Source organism: Rhizobium sp. SRI_017 (genome assembly GCF_057586295.1).
The window spans coordinates 21,433-40,934 of the sequence record NZ_JBYCZP010000024.1 but is presented as its reverse complement, the minus strand read 5'-3'; the positions used below and the strand labels follow the sequence as shown (position 1 = coordinate 40,934).

The 19,502-nt window shown below is 57.4% G+C and carries 15 protein-coding genes and 3 pseudogenes; 14 read left to right on the top strand and 4 right to left on the bottom strand.

What is annotated here, in order from left to right; translation table 11 throughout:
* Positions 1–43: 43 nt before the first annotated feature.
* From AC2YI2_RS31705 to AC2YI2_RS31665, 9 genes and pseudogenes are all read left to right on the top strand, one after another.
* Complete coding sequence (locus tag AC2YI2_RS31705; protein ID WP_487390530.1) at positions 44–1,018, top strand: ABC transporter permease; 975 nt, start codon at positions 44–46, stop codon at positions 1,016–1,018.
* 34 nt (positions 1,019–1,052) lie between these two features.
* Entirely contained in the window at positions 1,053–1,973 is a 921-nt protein-coding gene (locus tag AC2YI2_RS31700) for an ABC transporter permease (protein WP_487390529.1), read from the top strand.
* On the top strand, positions 1,970–3,772 hold the full coding sequence (locus tag AC2YI2_RS31695; RefSeq protein WP_487390528.1) for an ABC transporter ATP-binding protein: 1,803 nt from the start codon (positions 1,970–1,972) through the stop codon (positions 3,770–3,772). Before AC2YI2_RS31700 ends, AC2YI2_RS31695 begins: the two co-directional genes overlap by 4 nt.
* 144 nt (positions 3,773–3,916) lie before the next feature.
* On the top strand, positions 3,917–4,780 hold the full coding sequence (locus AC2YI2_RS31690) for an FAD binding domain-containing protein (RefSeq protein ID WP_487390527.1): 864 nt from the start codon (positions 3,917–3,919) through the stop codon (positions 4,778–4,780).
* Complete coding sequence (locus tag AC2YI2_RS31685; protein ID WP_487390526.1) at positions 4,777–5,265, top strand: (2Fe-2S)-binding protein; 489 nt, start codon at positions 4,777–4,779, stop codon at positions 5,263–5,265. Before AC2YI2_RS31690 ends, AC2YI2_RS31685 begins: the two co-directional genes overlap by 4 nt.
* On the top strand, positions 5,255–7,519 hold the full coding sequence (locus AC2YI2_RS31680) for a xanthine dehydrogenase family protein molybdopterin-binding subunit (RefSeq protein WP_487390525.1): 2,265 nt from the start codon (positions 5,255–5,257) through the stop codon (positions 7,517–7,519). The genes AC2YI2_RS31685 and AC2YI2_RS31680 overlap by 11 nt, the downstream gene beginning before the upstream one ends.
* Positions 7,519–7,764, top strand: coding sequence for a MoaD/ThiS family protein (locus AC2YI2_RS31675; RefSeq protein ID WP_487390524.1), 246 nt, complete (start codon positions 7,519–7,521; stop codon positions 7,762–7,764). The genes AC2YI2_RS31680 and AC2YI2_RS31675 overlap by 1 nt, the downstream gene beginning before the upstream one ends.
* A 341-nt stretch (positions 7,765–8,105) precedes the next feature.
* Positions 8,106–8,258 carry a hypothetical protein gene (locus AC2YI2_RS31670; protein ID WP_487390523.1) on the top strand — a complete coding sequence of 51 codons (153 nt, stop codon included), beginning with the start codon at positions 8,106–8,108 and terminating at the stop codon, positions 8,256–8,258.
* Positions 8,259–8,518: 260 nt separating this feature from the next.
* Positions 8,519–9,751, top strand: a pseudogene (locus tag AC2YI2_RS31665) (IS1380 family transposase); the annotation flags it as partial.
* 70 nt (positions 9,752–9,821) lie between these two features.
* Here AC2YI2_RS31665 and ltrA read toward each other — a convergent pair.
* Complete coding sequence (ltrA, locus tag AC2YI2_RS31660) at positions 9,822–11,300, bottom strand: group II intron reverse transcriptase/maturase (protein WP_487390522.1); 1,479 nt, start codon at positions 11,298–11,300, stop codon at positions 9,822–9,824.
* A gap of 206 nt (positions 11,301–11,506) precedes the next feature.
* Here ltrA and AC2YI2_RS31655 point away from each other — a divergent pair, with 206 nt between their 5' ends.
* The 5 genes and pseudogenes from AC2YI2_RS31655 to tnpC all read left to right on the top strand — a co-directional run.
* The gene (locus AC2YI2_RS31655) at positions 11,507–11,782 is read left to right on the top strand and encodes a transposase (protein WP_487390521.1); all 276 of its coding nucleotides are present in this window, start codon (positions 11,507–11,509) and stop codon (positions 11,780–11,782) included.
* A gap of 227 nt (positions 11,783–12,009) precedes the next feature.
* Positions 12,010–12,396, top strand: coding sequence for an IS66-like element accessory protein TnpA (gene tnpA / locus AC2YI2_RS31650; protein ID WP_487390520.1), 387 nt, complete (start codon positions 12,010–12,012; stop codon positions 12,394–12,396).
* Complete coding sequence (tnpB, locus tag AC2YI2_RS31645; protein WP_487390519.1) at positions 12,393–12,722, top strand: IS66 family insertion sequence element accessory protein TnpB; 330 nt, start codon at positions 12,393–12,395, stop codon at positions 12,720–12,722. The genes tnpA and tnpB overlap by 4 nt, the downstream gene beginning before the upstream one ends.
* A 348-nt stretch (positions 12,723–13,070) precedes the next feature.
* Positions 13,071–15,152 (top strand): recombinase family protein, encoded by a 2,082-nt coding sequence (locus tag AC2YI2_RS31640; RefSeq protein ID WP_487390518.1) that lies wholly within the window; start codon positions 13,071–13,073, stop codon positions 15,150–15,152.
* Positions 15,153–15,284: 132 nt separating this feature from the next.
* Positions 15,285–16,658: pseudogene (gene tnpC / locus AC2YI2_RS31635) on the top strand (IS66 family transposase); the annotation flags it as partial.
* 12 nt (positions 16,659–16,670) lie between these two features.
* Here tnpC and AC2YI2_RS31630 read toward each other — a convergent pair.
* The 3 genes and pseudogenes from AC2YI2_RS31630 to AC2YI2_RS31620 form a co-directional block, all read right to left on the bottom strand.
* Entirely contained in the window at positions 16,671–18,740 is a 2,070-nt protein-coding gene (locus AC2YI2_RS31630; RefSeq protein ID WP_487390517.1) for a recombinase family protein, read from the bottom strand.
* The gene (locus AC2YI2_RS31625) at positions 18,727–18,906 is read right to left on the bottom strand and encodes a hypothetical protein (protein WP_487390516.1); all 180 of its coding nucleotides are present in this window, start codon (positions 18,904–18,906) and stop codon (positions 18,727–18,729) included. The genes AC2YI2_RS31630 and AC2YI2_RS31625 overlap by 14 nt, the downstream gene beginning before the upstream one ends.
* 282 nt (positions 18,907–19,188) lie before the next feature.
* A pseudogene (locus AC2YI2_RS31620) lies at positions 19,189–19,443 on the bottom strand (integrase core domain-containing protein); the annotation flags it as partial.
* Positions 19,444–19,502: the final 59 nt, after the last annotated feature.

Below are 19,502 nucleotides of genomic sequence, written 5' to 3'. Positions count from 1 at the left end.
TCTGATCCGGGGGAGCACGGCTGCACTAATTTCGGCAGAACTGATGGTGTTGTATATGGCGTCTAACTCTATTCTCGAATTCACAGTCAGACGCATCTGTCTTGGCTTGTTAACGCTGCTTTTGGTCTGCGTTGTGGTGTTTTTGGCAACTCAGGTTTTGCCCGGCGACGCGGCGCGTGCGGTGCTTGGTCGAAATGCGACGCCTGAGCGCCTTCAGGAAGTACGGGCTCAGCTTCAGCTGGATCGTCCTCTTCTGATGCAATTTTGGACCTGGTTTTCGGGTATATTGACCGGCGATCCAGGCCGGTCCCTTGTCAATAACATACGCGTGATCGATATTGTTTATCCGCGGGCTATTAGCTCGGCCACTTTGCTGATGCTTACCGCGATCATCAGCTTTCCGATTTCAATCGTGCTCGGTGTAGTGGCCGCCTTGTATTCCGGTCGGGCAGTCGATACGAGTATTTCATTTGTGGCGCTTGCACTTGCTGCATTGCCGGAATTCGTCATCGGCATTCTCCTTATTCTCATCCTTTCGACTTCGTTGTTTCATGTTCTTCCAGCAGTTTCACTCGTCGCTCCAGGTAGTTCCGTCTTTCAGGATCCGATTATTCTTGTGATGCCGGTATTGACCCTGTCGCTTGTTTGTTTTCCTTACCTGTTTCGGATGACGCGCGCAGCGGTTATTGAGGTTCTCGCGAGCGAATACATTGAGATGGCGCGCCTAAAAGGCGTGGGAACGACAAGGCTTATTTTCATACACGCGCTTCCCAACGCGATGGCGCCTGTCGTGCAGGTGATAGCGCTGACGCTGGCATACCTCGCCGGTGGCGTGGTGCTGGTGGAGTTCGTTTTTGGATATCCGGGCGTGGGGCAAGGCCTTCTGGAGTCGATCATTGCGCGAGACATTCCTGTCATCCAGCTTATCGTTCTCATCCTTGCCTTGACCTATGTACTCCTCAACCTCGCGGCAGATTTGATTACGATGTTACTCACGCCAAAGATGAGTGTTCGATGATGGCAATCAACCTAGTTCGCGCGAGGATTCAGCCATGAATTACAGCATTTGGCGATGGATTATCGACCTTAAAGCGGGGGCTATAGGCCTGGCGGTTGCTCTCGTCATCATTTGCGGCGCGATCGTCGGCCCATTGATAGCGCCAGTCTCTCCGGCTGACTTTGTAGGTGGCCCGTTCGATCCGGCATCCCCCGACGCAATTTTTGGCACCGATTTCATGGGCAGAGACGTGCTTTCGCGGGTTCTCTCCGGCGGAATGCAGATTCTGGGTCTGTCCGCGGTTGCCACCATTGTCGGCGTGTGCATTGGCACCTTGCTCGGCATCATAGGCGGCTATTTGAAAGGCAGAGTTGACGACGTGATTATGCGTCTGATGGACGTTGCAATGGCCTTCCCACAGACAGTGCTTGCCTTGCTTTTCATCAGCATTCTGGGACCCAAAGCATGGCTGATAGCGATATTGGTCGCTGCGATACACGTTCCCCAAGTTGCGCGTGTCATGCGGTCTGTCGCGCTTAGAGTGTCGGAAGAGGATTATATCAAATACGCGGAGGCCATCGGCGTTTCGTTGCCCAAGATAATAGTGCGAGAAATTTTCCCGAATCTGACCGCACCTCTTATGGTCGAACTCGGATTGCGCTTTACCTACTCAGTCGCCCTCGTAGCCGGTCTTGGATTCCTGGGCTTGATGGCTGATCCGTCCGTTCCGGACTGGGGCATGATGATCAACGAAAACCGGATAGGTCTTCTGCTGAACCCGTGGGCAGTCGCGGCACCAGTTTTCATCCTGGCTATTCTGACCATCGCGATCAATGTTTTCGCCGATGCCTTGGGCAGGGCAAGACGGGTAGCTACGCCCATACCTGACGACCTTTCGGCAGAGGGTGACAGATCCGTTCAGCTTCAACATATCGACCCCAATGGCAACACCATTGTGGGCAGGGGGGTGTCATGATGATTGGCAGCACAAAAGCTGAGGTTTCTCACATCCCAAATCGTGCACTGGAAATCAGCGATCTGTGCATCTCTCTCGCAGGGACAAAGGTTAACATCGTCGACTCGGTGTCACTTGATCTGGCTCCAGGAGAAATTCTCGGCCTGGTCGGCGAATCGGGCTCCGGCAAGACAACGGTCGGGCTGGCAGTTCTCGGTTACTGTCGAAAAGGTTTGGAGATAAGCGGTGGGATCGTTCGTATCGACGGAAAGGACATTCTGTCTCTCAGTTCGCGAGAGCTGAAAAAGGTTCGCGGGCACGTCGTCTCGCTTATCCCTCAAGACCCCGGCACCGCCCTCAATCCCATCCTTCGAGTGGGAACTCAACTTGCCGAATGTTTTACTAACAAGCAGTCCGCCATCGACGAAAACGTGATGGAGCTACTGCGTCTGGTGAAATTGCCTGAAACGCCTGAATTCCTGAGATCGTATCCGCATCAGCTCTCCGGTGGACAACAGCAACGCGTCGGAATTGCCATGGCATTCGCCAACCGCCCACGCGTCATTATCATGGATGAGCCAACGACTGGCCTAGACGTAACTACGCAGTCGCACGTTCTGGAGACTATCCGAGGCCTTTGTCGTGAACATTCGGTGGCTGCGATCTATGTCAGCCATGACCTTGCGGTTGTTGGATCGCTGTGTGATCGAATAGCGGTAATGTATTCTGGAAGAATTGTCGAACTTGCCGCAACCTCGCAAATCCTGGCGACACCCGAGCACCCATACACGCGCGCACTGATTGAGGCGGTACCCGATCTCGATAGAGCCACTGCCGTCAGTGGAATTCCCGGTAGTGCGCCGGAGCCGGCGCGACGTCCACCTGGATGTGCTTTCGCGCCAAGATGCACTGCTGCGGATACGCGCTGCACGAAATCAGTGCCACCAACCGTGGAGATTGCAATCGGTCATTTTGCGAAGTGTCTGAAGTTGAAAGAACTCAGAACCGCCGCGACTGCGGTCCGGACTGTCGAGCACTATGATGCGGTTGATCGCGATGTTGCGCTTGACGTATCTGGATTGGAGGCATTTCACGGAAACATTCGAGTTCTTAAAGGGATTTCTTTCAAAATTCACAAGGGGAGCTGTGTTGCTCTTGTGGGCGAGTCGGGTTCCGGCAAGACGACAACAGCTCGTTGTATTGCAGGACTTCATCGGAAGCAGGCGGGTAAAATCACTTTCGGTGGCGAACTGATACCAGCGCATGCATCAGAACGGTCCTTGCAAGCACGTCGACGGATCCAATACATCTTCCAGAATCCTTATGCGTCGCTTAACCCACGGCGAACAATTGGCCAATCGGTGGCGATGGCACTCAAACAATTCGAATCGATTTCCAACACAGAAACACGCAAACGAGTCCTCGCTGCCTTGGACAAGGTATCGCTGCCGTCGGTCACCGCTGATCGTTATCCTCATCAGCTTTCTGGCGGGCAGAGACAGCGCGTGGCCATTGCCCGCGCACTCATCGTCAATCCAGAGCTGCTGATTTGCGATGAAGTGACGTCGGCTTTGGACGTTTCGGTTCAAGCGGTGGTGGTGGAGTTGCTGGAGCAGCTAAGACGAGATCACAACCTTGCAATGCTGTTCGTCACTCATAACCTCGCCGTGGCAAGCAACATTGCGCAAAACGTGGCCGTAATGCAAAGCGGCACCATCGTGGAATTTGGTAGCGTTAGCGATGTTCTGCGCGCTCCGGTCGCGACTGAAACGCAGCGACTTCTTTCGGATACGCCGAGGTTTGCCTTCGCCATGACTTAAGTTCGCTCAGATATGTTCAACATACTCGGGCATTTTTTTGGCAAGTAAAGACAATGGACTGTGTATGCCGCCGATCCGGAAGGGTTAGATGCCCAATCAACATCGAGTGCGTGCATAGACATTTTGAAACGAACAGGGGAAACGATGCGTTACGAAAGACCGCTTTCAATTGAGGATGCTGTGTCCCTGTTGACAGGCGAGGACGGAATGGCAGTCGTTCTTGCCGGCGGCAGTGATCTTCTCGTGAAAATGAAGGGAGGTTTTGTCGAGCCGAATCTCATCGTCGACATCAAGGCGATCGCTGGGCTGAAGGAGATCATGCAGACGGATGCGGGGTTCAGTATAGGCGCCGCCGTTCCCTGTGCCGTGTTGGGAGAGAATGAAGCGCTGAAAACAGCGTGGCCAGGCGTCGTGGAGGCCGCCAAACTTATCGGTTCCAAGCAGGTGCAGGGGCGTTGCACGATCGTAGGTAACCTTTGCAACGCATCGCCTGCCGCCGACAGTGTGCCGGCACTCGTCGCCGCAGGCGCAAAGGCCTCCATCGTCGGCCCTGACGGCAGACGCATGGTCGCGGTGGAAAGCATACCCATTAGCCCTGGCAAGACGATACTTTCCAAAGGTGAAATCATAGAATCCATCGTTCTGGAGAAGCGCCCTGTTCGTTCGAGCGACGCGTATCTGCGGTTCATTCCCCGTACGGAAATGGATATCGCGGTGGTGAGCGCTGCAATCAATCTTTCGCTTAATACAGACGGAATAATCGAGAAGGCTCGCGTGGTTCTGGGAGCTGTAGGGCCGACAATCCTCATTGTGGAAGAGGCTTCGCAGTTTCTGATCGGTAGGAAACCGGATGATGCGGCGCTTGAAAAACTCGCCGCTATCTGTTCGTCAGCCTGTCGGCCGATAGCTGACAAACGCGGTACTGTTGAATTTAGAAAGAAGATCGTGGGTGTGCTGGCCAAACGGGTAGCTGCCACCGCTTATGCTCGGGCAGGAGGGATGCTATGACAAGTGTAATGGTATCGACTACGATCAATAAAGACGCCGTGGAGTTTCTTTGCCATGCCGACGAGACTTTGCTGGACGTCCTTCGCGATCGTTTGGGCTTGACGGGTGCGAAGGAAGGCTGCGGAACCGGTGACTGTGGGGCATGCAGCATTATATTTGACGGCAGGCTGGTCTGTTCATGCCTCGTGCTCGGTGCCGAAGCTGAGGGGAAGGCAGTCGAAACAATCGAGGGCATGGCCAACGGTGACAAACTGCATCCGTTACAGCAAAAGTTTCTTGAGCATGCTGCTTTGCAATGCGGTATCTGTACGCCAGGTCTTCTCATTGCAGCAAAAGATTTGCTGGCAAGAAATCCAGAACCGACTGAAGAAGAAGTCCGCTTCGGGCTTGCTGGAAACCTCTGTCGCTGCACGGGTTATGACAAGATCGTCCGTGCAGTTCTGGACGCATCGCATGTGATGAAAGAGGGAAATCATGGCTTTTGATCCACGCTACACGGGACGCAACTTTACATCGGTTGGCAGCCGCCCCATTCGTCCCGACGGTATCGATAAAGTAACTGGTCGCGCCCGTTATGGCGCGGATTTCAATATGCCCGGACAGTTGGTGGGTTCTATTCTAAGAAGCCCGTACGCACACGCGCGCATTCGGTCAATTGACACGTCAAGGGCGGAAAAGCTTGTTGGCGTCAAAGCGGTGATCACCGCGGCCGATCTGCCTGACGTGACCAACGGAAATAGTGTCGTTTTTGACATTCTCGACAACTGTCTTGCCCGCACGAAAGTGCTCTACGACGGTCACGCCGTGGCGGCGGTGGCCGCCGTCGATGCGCGTACAGCCAGACAAGCGTTGAAACTGATCCACGTTGATTACGAAATTCTTCCTCACGTAACGGACGTCGATGAGGCAATGGAGCTGTCGGCCCCCTTGGTCAGCGATACGATCTTTACGGAAGGTCTTGAGGAAAAGCCGCTAAAGCCCTCCAACGTCGTCAGGCGTGTGACTTACGGGCACGGTGATGTCCAAAAAGGCTTTGACGAAGCCAATGTCGTGGTCGAGCGTTCCTTTAAGACCGAGCAAACCCATCAAGGCTATATTGAACCACATGCCTGTGTCGCAAATTTCAGCCCGGATGGTACGGCTGATTTGTGGGTCTGCACTCAGGGTCACTTCGTTTACCGGCAACATTGTGCACAATTGCTCGGCATGGAAGCCTCCAAGCTGCGTGTAACCTCCTCTGAAATTGGTGGCGGTTTCGGCGGGAAAACCCACGTTTGGGCGGAGCCGGTGGCGCTCGCTCTGTCTCGCAAGGCCGGCCGGCCGGTCAAGGTTGTAATGACGCGCGATGAAGTTTTTCGTGCATCGGGCCCTACGAGTTCCAGCTCCATCGACGTCAGGATCGGCGCTAAAAGCGACGGCACGATTACCGCCTGTGAGGCGACGTTGCGATATTCGTGCGGCGCGTATGCTGGCGAGTGGGCCGATTATGGATCCATGACTGCGTTCGCCTGCTACAAACTCGATAACGTAAGAACTGTGGGCTATGACGTTGTGGTCAATCGACCAAAATCAGCGGCTTATCGTGCGCCTTCCGCCCCTATGGCGGCTTTTGCGGTCGAGAGCATGATCGATGAACTTGCCAAGAAGATTGGCATGGACGCGATTGAATTCCGCGTCAAAAACGCGGCTCAGGAAGGTACGAAATCGTCCTATGGTCCGGTATTCGGGCCTATCGGCTTCGGCGCCGCGCTTGACGCTGCCAAAAACCACCCGCATATGAAGGCACAGCTGGGGGCCAATCAGGGCAGGGGCGTCGCTTGTGCGTTCTGGTTCAATTTTGGCGGCCAAACCTGTGTAGACCTCAATGTCGGTATGGACGGTTCAGTTTCGCTCGCTCTTGGCACCGTGGATGTCGGAGGTTCTCGCGCCTCGCTGTCGCTCGTGGCGGCGGAAGAACTCGGCATCGATTATCATCAGGTAAAGGCGGTGGTCGCTGATACATCGACTCTCGGCTACAATGACATGACTGACGGCAGCCGTGGCACATTCTCGTCGTCCATGGCAACGATCTCCGCTGCACGCAATGCCATAAAAGTCATGCGAGAGCGCGCCGCGCGGATGTGGGACATTGCCATCGAAGACGTGGCTTGGGAAGACGGTCATGCGGTTGCCAAGGGCAAGCAGAATGACAATCGCGGAAGGCTTTCGGTAAAGGAGATAGCCGCCGAGTCTGGCAAGACGGGAGGTCCAATCGCAGGGCACAGTGAACTTGTAGCGGATGGTGCGGGCGTCTCCTTCGCCGCGCACCTTTGCGACATCGAGGTCGATCCTGAAACGGGACGGACCCGGATTCTTCGATACACGGTGATCCAGGATGCCGGCAAGGCGGTGCATCCAACCTATGTGGAAGGGCAATATCAGGGCGGGGCGGCCCAGGGGATTGGTTGGGCTCTCAATGAAGAATACGTCTATGGCAAAGATGGACGGCTTCAGAATCCAGGCTTCCTTGACTACCGAATTCCGGTCTGCTCGGATCTGCCAATGATCGATACGCAAATTCTCGAAATACCCAATCCCAATCATCCTTATGGTGTACGAGGTGTTGGTGAAACATCTATCGTACCACCTTTGGCAGCAGTCGGAAATGCAGTGGCGAGTGCTACAGGCGTGAGGATGACGCATGTTCCCATGTCTCCTCCACGTATTCTTGCAGCGCTAGACGCGGAACGGTCGGGCTGATGGTTCAGGTTACTCTCTGGGGATCACTGAGTTCGGTCGCTGGGGGGACGAATACTGTCCAGGTCGAAGCGAAGGATATAAGGGAACTGTTCGTAAAGCTTTCCGAGCAGTATCCCGGCATCCAGCCTTGGCTGGATCGTGGCATCGCTGTTGCAATAGATGGCACGATCTATCGCGATACCTGGTCAAAAGAGCTAACGAAAAATGCAGACATTTTCCTGCTCCCACGCTTGGTGGGCGGTTGATGAGTGCGGCAGCGAGGCACTTAGTCCTATAGAAGCAAAGGATGCATCTGCCGTTAGCGATCATATCGTGCAAGACGTGGAAAGTGCATCCATGATCATCCTAGAGGAAATGGCGACATCTATGGATGATCCAGTCGCCATTTAAAGTAAATCTGTGTAGCTGCTTTCGTGTTGTCTTCATATGAAGAGCCGCAGCTACGGATCGGTGATCTCTTTGCATCAGTCTATCTCGATAAATAATACCGTTCGAAATGGAAATAGGTCGGCATGCGCCTGAAGTAAAAAATTCGGGTTAGGCTGTTGCATTACATGATTTTGCGGCTTCTTATTAGGAGCAGAAAATGAGCAGTTCAGCAGACATTTCCAGATTATATGACGAGACTGACGGTGTTGGTTTGGCCGACCTGGTGAAGCGAGGTGAAATCAGTGCGTTGGAACTGATCGATGAGGCCGAGCGTCGTGTGCATGTAGCCAATCCGCGCATCAGAGCTTGATCACCGACGTTCTTCAGTTCCGCCTCCACCCATACGCGATCATCATCATGAACTGCTGTTCGACTGGACGGTCGGTTCCTCGCACACAAAGCATTGACAACGGACATCAGAGGTGAGCGTCCGGTAAGCCGGTTTTGGTCAGGCGCGGAGTTAGCCCGGAAAATTCACGGTGAGCAGGCGGATGTGGTTCAAGCCGTTGAAATAGTGTAGGAATTGGTTGTCGAAGCCGATCCTGACGATTTCCGGAGACCACACCCGCCATGTCCGATGCTACACTGCCTCTGCCCGGCCTGTCACCGGTGGATGGGAAGACAATCCTCGCCCGGTTCGACGGCGGAGCGCTGTCGTCGGATGCCGGCGTTCTGGCATTGGCGGCGGTGGAGAAACGGCTTGGGGTTGCTGCCCGGCTTGCGGCCTGCCTCAAGGACCCGCGTTCTCCGGACCTCATCGTCCACAGCCTTGCCAATATGATCGGCTTGCGGATGATGATGTGCGCTGCGGGATACGAGGATGCCAATGACGCCGGACGCCTGCGGTCCGATCCTGCCTTCAAGATGGCGCAGGACAGGCTGCCTTCGGGACGCGATCTGGCCTCGCAGCCGACACTGTGTCGTCTGGAGAACCTTCCCGACCTTCAAGCCTTGCTCAGGATGGGCCGGGCCATGGTGGACCTCTACTGCGCCTCCTTCCGCACTGTCCCCAAACGGATCGTGCTCGATATCGACGATACGTTCGATGCCGTGCATGGTGGTCAGCAACTCCGGCTGTTCAACGCGCATCACGACGAATACGGCTTTCAGCCGATTGTCGTGTTCGACGGCGAGGGCCGGTTCGTCGCCGCGGTCCTGCGTCCGGCAAAGCGACCGAAGGGCAGTGAAATCCGCGCCCATCTGAGGCGTCTCGTCCGGGCGATCCGCGCCAACTGGCCCAGCACCGATATCCTGATCCGCGGCGACAGCCATTATTGCGGTCCGCTCGTCATCGACTGGTGTCGTGCCAACCGGATCGACTTCATCTTCGGCGTCGCCCCGACCACGACACTCAGCAAACATGTCGAAGCGCTGGAGATAAGCACGGTGGAGCGGTTTGCGGCCTCCGACAAGACTGGCACGGACAAGACTGGCAAAGTCCGTCGCTTCAAGGAATTCCTCGACGGGGCGGCGACCTGGAGCCGCGTCGAGCGCATCATCGCCCGCGTCGAAGTTGGCGATCAGGGTGCCGACACCCGCTTCATCGTCACCAATCTGAACGGCGGCAGGGCCAGGGCACTTTATCAGGACGTCTACTGCCGTCGCAGCGCAGCAGAGAACCACATAAAATCCTTCAAGACCCATCTTCGTGCCGACCGCACATCCTGCACCAGGGCCACCGCCAATCAGTTCCGACTGTTTCTCCATGCCGGCGCCTATTGGCTGATCTGGGGCCTGCGCGCCTCGATGCCGAAGCGCTCGACATGGCGGCGCGCTCAATTCGATACGCTGCGCCTTCATATCGCGGTAGGGACGCCCATTACTGAGCGCCCCCCGCACAGATCCACGCGGGCGGGTTTCCCGCACGTGGCTCTTACCTCGGGTGATTGACGGCGAAGCGTACATTCGGCCATGGATGAAGGATGCGAGGCTTGGGAAGGTAGTCGTTGGCTAACTGCGCGATCCGGTCCCACGTAACGCGGTCCTTCTGGCTGCGCCGCCTTAGCGATCGCAACCAAAGGTCAACCATCCGATATCTGAACGCCGTGAGCGCCCGGAGGTTCGTTGGAACCGCGAAGTAGGCGAAGTGCCCGCCGACGATCTGCCTCAGCCATTTTCCCTGTTGGGAGATTGGCCAGTGCATCCGCCGCCGCAGGTCCGCCTTGATGTCCTTGAGCTTCGCCCGCATGCGGTCGCCTCGGGTCTTCCGCTGAAGCTGGAAGTGCCCTTTGCGCGTTTTCCCGCAGATGAACGTGAACCCCAGGAAGGCGAAGGTCTCCGGTTTGCCGAGCCCGCGTTGCTTGCGGTTGACCGCAGCGAAGCGACCAAACTCAATCAAGCGGGTCTTGTCCGGATGGAGCGACAGCATGAACTCCTCAAGCCTCGCGCGCATCGCAGCGAGGAAGCGACGAGCGTCGCCCTCGCGCTCGAAACCGACGATTAGGTCATCAGCATAACGCACGATGATCATGTCGCCGGTGGCTTCGCGCTGTCGCCAGCGTTTGGCCCACAAATCGAGTACGTAATGCAGGTAGATGTTCCCGAGCAGCGGTGAGATCACCGAGCCCTGTCCCGTTCCCCTGTCATCTACGGTCACGATCCCGTCTTCGAGGGTGCCCGCCTTCAACCATTTGCGGATCAGGCGGATGATGCGCTTGTCGCCGATCCTGTGTTCCAAGAAGCGAACCAGCCATTCCTGGCTGACCGCCCCAAAGAAGTTCTGGATGTCAGCGTCAATTATCCAGCTCATCCTTCGCTGGTCGATCGCCACGCATAAGGCGTCCAATGCATCGTGAGGTCCTCGTCCGGCCCGAAACCCGTAGGAGAAACCACAGAAGTCGCCTTCGTAGATGGCATTCAACACTATGACCGTCGCTCCTTGGACGATCTTGTCTTCCAGAGCTGCGATCGCCAGCGGCCGCTGCTTCCCATCCGCCTTCGGTATAAACGTTCGGCGTGACGGTTGCGGGCGGTACACTCCCCCTTGGACCCGTCTGTGCAGATCCTCAAGTCGAGGCTCAAGGTCTGCCTCGTAGTCCTGCCACGTCATGCCATCCACCCCGGGAGCGGCCTTGCGATTCAGCGCGTAGAAAGCCGTCCGAAGTGTATCGACGTTGATATGGTGGAAGAGCGCGGTGAACTGATCCTTCTTCCTTAGCCTTGCGGCCTTCCGTACGCGGTCCAGCGACTGGGACATGCGATCCCGGCTCTGTGTCCGGTGCATGCGTTGCTGTTCCACGTTCCCCTTGGCCCCCGGCCTTGGCTCCACCAACTCCGCCGCCGGAGATCCGGCTTTGTTCGTTGGCTTCGCAGCTACTATGCCGGAGTCTGACTTCTCCTGTCCGTCCATCATCGGCTACGGCTCCTCGCCTTTCCGATGCGGACCGGCGTGGCTGACGCCACCCGGCCAGACAGGAGATCTCCCAGGTTCCGACGCGTTCCTTTCATGCGTGACATGGCCCTAGACCCCGGCAGGGCGACGGCGCCTCGCATATCGGCTCCGCACATGTTGCCTTCGACGAATGAGAAAGTCTCGGCCCCTGCGATCTAATCATTATCGTGGCTCACTCCCATGCCCCACATGATTGCTGTGTACGCTTCGCCGTGGTCGTCACCGCCCACGCCGCAACACTCACTATCGGGCGGGAGCTACCCCTTACCCGAGCCGGACTTTCACCGGCTGGAACGCGCCAGCTTGTCCTGGCGCACCTCATTAAGATCGCCGCGCGCGTCGTCGAGATGAAGACACAAATTCGCCTGCACATGCCCACGTCGTATCCCTATCAGGATATCCTGCGCATTGCGCTTGTCCGAATTCCCCGCCTGATGACATAGGCGACAGGGCGCAAACGCCCTTGAGACCGAACCCCGAAACCCCAGCCGCCCAACCCCGACCTGCCGCGCCCATCCGCTCCCTGCGGACGAGCGATGGACCACGTCGGCAATATCCTTACGTTGAGCCAGCCATCAGCCAAAACACCGCCGACTGACAGTGCCGTGAATTAACCGGGTTAGCGCAAATTACGTCACAGATGATTCATTTGTGACGTAACAGGATATGAATGGCCAAGGTTGAGATCCTGACGGGTGCCGAGCGACAACATCGATGGTCGACAGAATTGAAGCTTTCGATATTGCAGGAAGCATTCAGCGCGGATGGCAGTGTTTCGGCTGTAGCGCGCCGGCACGACATTCTTCCGCAGCAGATATACGCATGGCGAAAGAAGTTCTCGTCACCCGAATTGACGTCTCCGGAGACCGCATCGTTCATCCCCGTTTCGCTGATCGGTGCGTCGGAGAGCGTGAGTGACGGTTCCAAAAGGAGCGGTGCTCGCTCGAGATGCAAAGACGTTGAAATCGTCCTGAGGAATGGCCGCTTGCTGAGAGTTGCAGCGGACATGGATCTCGAGGTGCTGTCGTCGCTGGTCGCTTGTGTGGAGGCGGCATGATCGGGCCTTCGGGGAATGTGCGGGTCTATCTGGCCTGCGGGGTGACGGACATGCGGCGTGGCATTGATGGACTGTCGGCGCTCGTTGAGACGGCGATCAAGGAGGCGCCAGGCTCCGGCGCTGTCTTTGGCTTCCGCGGGAAACGCGCCGACCGGGTCAAACTTCTATGGTGGGATGGCCAAGGGTTCTGCCTGTTTTACAAAATTTTGGAGCGCGGATACTTTCCCTGGCCGACGGCGAAAGATGGGGTTGCGCACCTGACGCAGGCGCAGCTTTCGATGCTCGTCGAAGGGTCTCAGGAATATCCCCTGCAGCGAGTCCGATGAATCCTCAAGTGAGGTCGTCCAGGTTCACGATCCGCGTCATCCCCTTCATGGCCAGTTGTTCCGGGTCCTTAGGCGCGTCGCGTCTCGCGACGGGACTTCATCTGCCTCGTACGAGGTGGAATATGGAACGGGAAGAAGTCTATTGATACCAGTGCTCGTCACGCAACCATATGACGCAAATGCGAATCATGTTAAACTTAGCATAGAGGCTCTTCAGGAACTCATATCGGCTGTAGAATGTCTCGAAGGCCATGAACACGGATCCACACGACCTTTGGGCGACGTTGCCACTGGTTCTGCGGCGTCAAATTGTCGACGAGGTCGCGGCGGTTCTGGCGGAGATTTGCCATGAAGTCCGAGCTGGTCAAGCCGACCCACTTGGCGCGCAAGGCCGTGGTTTACGTTCGGCAATCAACACCCCACCAGGTGGTCAGCAATCAGGAGAGCTTGCGGCTCCAATATGCTCTTCGCGAGCGCGCCCGCGAACTCGGATGGCATGAGGCCGATATCGATGTGATTGATGCTGACCTCGGCCTGAGCGGCGCGTCCGCTTCGGCACGCGGAGGCTTCAAGGAGCTTGTGGGACGGGTCGGCCTCAGCGAAGTGGGGTTGATCCTGTCAATTGACGTAACTCGACTGGCGCGCAACTGCTCGGATTGGTATCCGCTCCTGGACATTTGCGGCCTGCGCGGCTGCCTTATTGCGGATCGGGACGGCGTCTACGATCCCGGCAGCGCCAATGGCCGTCTGCTCCTCGGTTTGAAGGGTACAATATCGGAGCTTGAACTGCATACCATTCGCAGTCGATTGACCGCCGGCCTGCTTGCAAAGGCCGAGCGTGGCGAGCTTGAAGTGAGCCTGCCCATCGGCCTGGTGCGAGACCCGAGCGGTGTCGTCGTCAAGGACCCCGATATGGCGGTTCAGGACCGCCTCATGCTGGTGTTCGACATGTTCATAAGGTTCCGCACCGCCGCCAAGGTCATGCGCGTGCTTAACGAGCGTAACCTGGATTTGCCGCGCCGGGATCGTCACGGCGATTTGCGCTGGACAGGCGCGACGGTGTCGTCGGTGCTGTCGGTCCTCAAGAATCCTGCCTACGCAGGTGCCTTTGTCTATGGACGGACCCGTATCCGTGAAGCGGCCCGCGACGGGGCGCAAAAGATGAAGGCGCCACGACCGATGGAAGAGTGGCGAATTGTCGTTAAAGACCGCTATCCTGCCTATATCGACTGGCCAACCTATGAGAAGATCAGAGCCGTCATAAGGGACAATCGGGCCGAATACATGCGCATCAAGACCAGAGGCGCACCTCGCGATGGCGACCTTCTGTTGCACGGCATCGTCTGGTGTGGGCGATGTGGATACAAGATGTTCGTCCGCTACAAGGGCGGTGGCGAGTATGTTTGCAATCATCTCCACACCAACGAAGGCCTGCCGACTTGCCAACATGTTCGAGCGGCATACGTGGATGAGGCCGTGGCGGCCGCATTCCTGATCGCACTGGCGCCGGCCGAGCTCGATGCGCTGTCGAAAGCCCGCCGTGCCCAGGTCCAAGTGGATACGGCACTGCGCACCAGCACCGAGCGCGAGGTTGAGCGAAAGCGATATTCCGCCGCGCTGGCCGAGAGGCAATTCAACCGGGTCGACCCTGATAATCGCTTGGTTGCCGCTGAACTCGAACGCCGCTGGGAGGCGGCACTGATCGAGCTTCGCGAAGCCGAGGAGGCACTCTTACGACAAGCTTCTACCGGACCGGTGGTCGCACAGCTCGGGATCGGGAAGGCGCTCTATGGAAAGGTAGTCAGCCTTGCAGGACGCCTTCCGCAAATCTGGACCAACCCCGCCACTTCCGATGCTCAGCGCAAGGCGTTGTTGCGCTGCCTCGTCGATAAGGTCGTGCTCGATCGTGGCCACCACGACGTCACCGTCGCCCGCATCGTATGGCGCGGCGGAGCTGTCACAAGCCTCGACGTCAAGATGAGGGTCAACAGCGTTGTCAAACTCACACGAGGAGCCGAGATGCGCGATCGAGTGATCGCCTTGGCGCGCGGCGGCATGTATGATGACGAGATCGCTGCCATCCTCACCCAAGAAGGCCACCGCTCCCCCACATGCAGGGATAAGGTCCTACCCATCACCGCGCAAAGAATACGCCATTCGGCAGAGATCGAGGTGAGCCAGCGAAACGTCAGATGGCACCATGAAATCGGCAGCCTATCAGCACCTGAACTCGCCGCTAAGCTCAGAATTCCCGCAAACTGGCTCTATGTGCAAATCAGGAAAAAGCGCCTTCTGGTGAATCGGCAACCCAACGGCGCATACGTCTTCAACGACGTCGAGGAGGTCCTTGAGGGTGTCCGAAACCTACGAAACCACACGATCAGCTCCATCGATCTCAGAATCTGTCAGCCTCACCAGGAGGGGCATTAACATGAGCCATCGTGCGAGGGGATCGATTGGCGCCGACCGGCATGGACTTCAGCTCCCGGCCGAACGGGCTAAAAGCTATATTTTGCAAGGACATCCTGGGTAAAATGCTAGCGTGTCAGACGCAAATCGGCTATGTATGCGGGTATGGAAACGACGCCGCTGGACAGACAGGACGAGCTATCCGTTTTGCGCGCGCTCGTCGCTGAACAGGCGTCGAAACTTGAGAGCCAAGAAGCCGAAGTCAGCAAGCGCGACTCCATTATCGGGCTTCTGCGCGCGCAGTTGGAACTGCTTCGACATCGGCAGCATGGCGCTTCTTCGGAAAAGATCGACCGGAAGATCGAGCAATTTGAGCTGATGCTTGAGGAGATCGAGGCCTCCCGTGCCGAGGCTGAGATGCGCTCCGGGAAAGCTCCTCTGCCGGAGTTGGACGACGCGCCGGACAAGCCGAAGCGCAAGCCATTGCCCGATGGTCTTCCAACTGAAGAACTGGTCTATGCGGCGCCCTGCAATTGCCCGACCTGTGGTGGCACATCGTTCCTGAAGGCCGCCGACAGGGTGGTCCAGGTGTTGGAGCACGTGCCAGCGTCCGTCAAGATTGTCCGCCATGTCGAAAAGCGCATGATCTGCAGGGAGTGCGACACGACGGTGGCAGGCGAAATGCCGACTTTGCCGATCGAGCGTGGCAAGCCCGGACCGGGATTACTCGCCCATATCATGGTCGCCAAATTCGACGATCACATCCCTCTCTACCGCCTATCCGAGATGTACGACCGGCTGGGAATAGACATCTCCCGCTCTGTCATGGCGGACTGGGTTGGCCGCGTGTCCGTTCTGCTTGCGCCGCTCGTCTTGGCTATCAGGGCGCACATCGCCGCGCTTGACCGAATACATACGGACGATACCCCGGTCGATGTTCTCGACCCTGGGCGCGGGAAGACGAAAACCGGCAGGGTTTGGGTCTATGTCTTCGATGGCAGCGGTTATCAAGATCCCACCCCTGGCGCCATCGCCTACTACTATAGCCCCGACCGCAAGGGCGTGCATCCGGCTGACCATCTCGCAAACTTCAGCGGTGTGATGCATGCCGACGGCTATGGGGGTTACAAGAAGCTCTACGGCAACCAGATCATCGAGGCCGCCTGCATGGCGCATGTGCGCCGCAAGTTCCACGATGTGATCAAACTGAAGCCGTCTCCGATCGCCGACGAGGCACTGTCGCGCGTCGGTGCGCTCTACGATATCGAGGATCGCATCCGCGGAATGCCTGCCGACGAGCGACGCAAACTGCGCCAACAACATGCCAAGCCCATACTGGGAGAGCTGAAGGTCTGGATCGAGGCTACGCTTTCGACGCTGCCACAGAAGCAGAAGCTGGCCGAGGCAATGCGATATGCCCTCTCTCGATGGGCAGCCTTGAGCGTTTACATCGACGATGGCCGTGTCGAAATCGATAACAACATAGCTGAACGAGCCATGCGTCCACTTGCGAGACGTGTTTCATTATGCGCTACCTCGTTAAGTGTATGTAAACATTGGAAGCGTGTCCGCGTCAACATCGCGCAACGGGCGGCCTTTCCGGGCGATCGCCGCTCTGACCGGCTCGGATGTCAGGTCGGCGGCCCGGATTTGATAGGGCGCTCGCGGAACAACCTGAACCGCAGGAAGAACGCCGGTGGAAACGAGGCGTCGTACCATATAGTTTGAGACACCCAACGCTTTGGCGACCTCTGCCTGTGTCAGCCATTCGCCATTCTTGTCGGCTGAACGGTAGGCATCGATACCACGCACGTAACGCACAGACCGGACCCGATGGGCTGTCCAGGTCTTTCCCTGGCCAGTGGGAAAGCCCATTCGGTTGAGTGTGGCGGCGATATGCTCGTCGGACCAGCGGCCGGCCATGCTGCGGATAACTTCTAGTGCATCTTCGGCTGTCGCGCTGCCGTGTTCACCGGATTGCGGCTTACGGACACGTAGTTCCGAGTGCTGGCCACCCCGCCAATGGATCGTCAGCACGACATCACGAACGGCTTCGTCGACATCGACGATGATGTCGGCAATCAGCGTTCGAAGAAGCTGTTGGCGGGCACGCATCGTCACATCAGGAGCATTCCAGGCTGCTGAGAGATTTTCCGCGAGATTGGCGAAAGCACCTGGATCAATCGCAATGGTCGTCGGGTCTTCTTTGGTGGATTGGCGCGTCTCCAGATCACGCACGCGGCGCAGCGCGATCTCCCAGTTTTTCTCCAACTGTGCGGCAATCAGACGATTATCGGGATCACATGCCGCGTAACGCCGCTCGGCAAGACCGGCTTCGTAGCGGGCCTGCTGGAGTTCCAGATCAATGATCTGGCGCTGATCGTCAACTTGTTTCCGGTGCATCCGCTCCGCCTCGACCGCGGCTTCGATCGCCAAGGGCTCTACCGCTCGTAACAGCTCCCGTGCCACCGCCGTGTCGATCTTCGGAGCACCGAAGGTCATACAACGAGGCTGCCCAGCCAGGCTACCCTTATCGCAGCGGTAGACCGGTTGGCTGATCGGACCGCCCCTATAGCAAACACTCAGACGTTGGCCGCAACGGGCGCACGTCAGAAGACTTGATAAGAGCGCCTTGCCCCCGCGGCCTGACTTTGCGCCATCCTGGCGACCGTAGGCATTGAGCGCCAACTGCTTCTGGTTGCGCTCAAACTCCTCCCAAGCGATGTAACCCTCGTGATGATCCTTGATCATCACCTCCCAGGTGCCCGCCGGCTTGTAATGTCCGTAGGTCCGCCGCGCTCGCCCCTCAACAATCGAGGTGCGCTTCTCACTTTTGCCATATACATAAACGCCCGCATAGAATGGATTTTTGAGCACGCTGATCACATTACGGTAGCGTATCGGCTGCCAGATGCAGTTCGTCATGCGGCCTTCGTCAGCAGGTCGTGGGAAGTGGATTTGCTCGGCCTGCATCGACAACAACACCTGACGGGCACTGCCAAGCTCGCGAAAGCGGGCGTAGATAAGCCGGATCACCTCTTGCAGACGAATATCGGGATCAAGTCCTAGGCCTGCCTCGCGATGCCATACATAACCGAACGGAACCGACAACCGCAGTTCGCCGCGGTGTGCCTTCGACCTGGCAGCATCGAGCATTCTTGCCCGCAACACACCCAACTCGAACTCGCTGATACTGCCTTTCATGCCAAGGAGCAGGCGATCATTGGGGTGGCAAGCGTCGTACACCCCGTCATGATCGATGACACGGGCTTCGACAAGCCCGCATAGCTCGAGCAAATGATGCCAGTCGCGCCCGTTGCGCGCGAGCCGCGACGCATCGAAGCATAGGACGGCCCCGACCTTTCCGGCGCAGAGCCAGGCGACCAGGCGGTCGAAACCAGGCCGCGCTACCGTTCCGCTCGCCGACCGCCCGAGATCGTCATCTATGACCTCGATGTCGACAAAGCCGTAGCTGCGTGCGATGTCGACCAGATCATATTGGCGCCGCTGGCTTTCCAGGTTGGTCATGACCTGGGATTGCGACGACTGGCGTACATAGACGACCGCCTTGCGCTGAAGCACGGTCGCCGGAAGATCAGCGCTTGTCATCGGCAAGCTCCTCTATGCGGATGCCGGCGGCCTGCATCAGAATCCGGGCAAGCGTCAGAACGACTTTCATCCGTTCCGTTTCGTTCATCCCGTCTATCCGGCTGGGTTCGAATATTAGGCTCATCTGTCTGCCCGAGTTCAACGCGGGCGCGGCGTGCTGCTTCATCGACTCTCTCCCGTGCGAATCCATCATCGCGTCTGGAGTGTGGCGGAGCAGCGACAGCGGTGACCAGCCTCTTCAATTCGGACAATGCCAGCAGATCGACCTGTGGCGCATCCGCCTGCCCAAATTACTCGGATCGACGGGCGAAGTGTGTCTTGAGGGAGGGCAATAAGCCAAAATGACCAGCCAAATCCCCGTCAGCAGCCCAGATTGGCCGCCGATCCACAAAAAAATCAAACCCACCGACAGCCATGGCGACAACGCAACGCGATTTTCAGCAGCCTGCTAGAGCTGGATGTTCAGTCCCGGCATTTCATGGATGGGTTCGATGATGAATCGATCCGGCTTTGAAGTCCACCGCTTGCAGATAATCTCGTGTGGCGTGAGGCCCTTGAGGGTCTTGAGGCTGCGGCCGAAGTTGTGGGCATCAATAGAATCTCGAAGGTGCCGCCGCAGTTGATCGTGGCTGTCGTAGCGGAAGCGATTGACGGTCGCGTCCTTGATGGTGCGGTTCATCCGCTCCACCTGACCGTTCGCCCATGTAGGTCCCCATGAAAGTTCTGGAACGCCAGCCGATGGCCTGTGCATCCTCAGAAAAA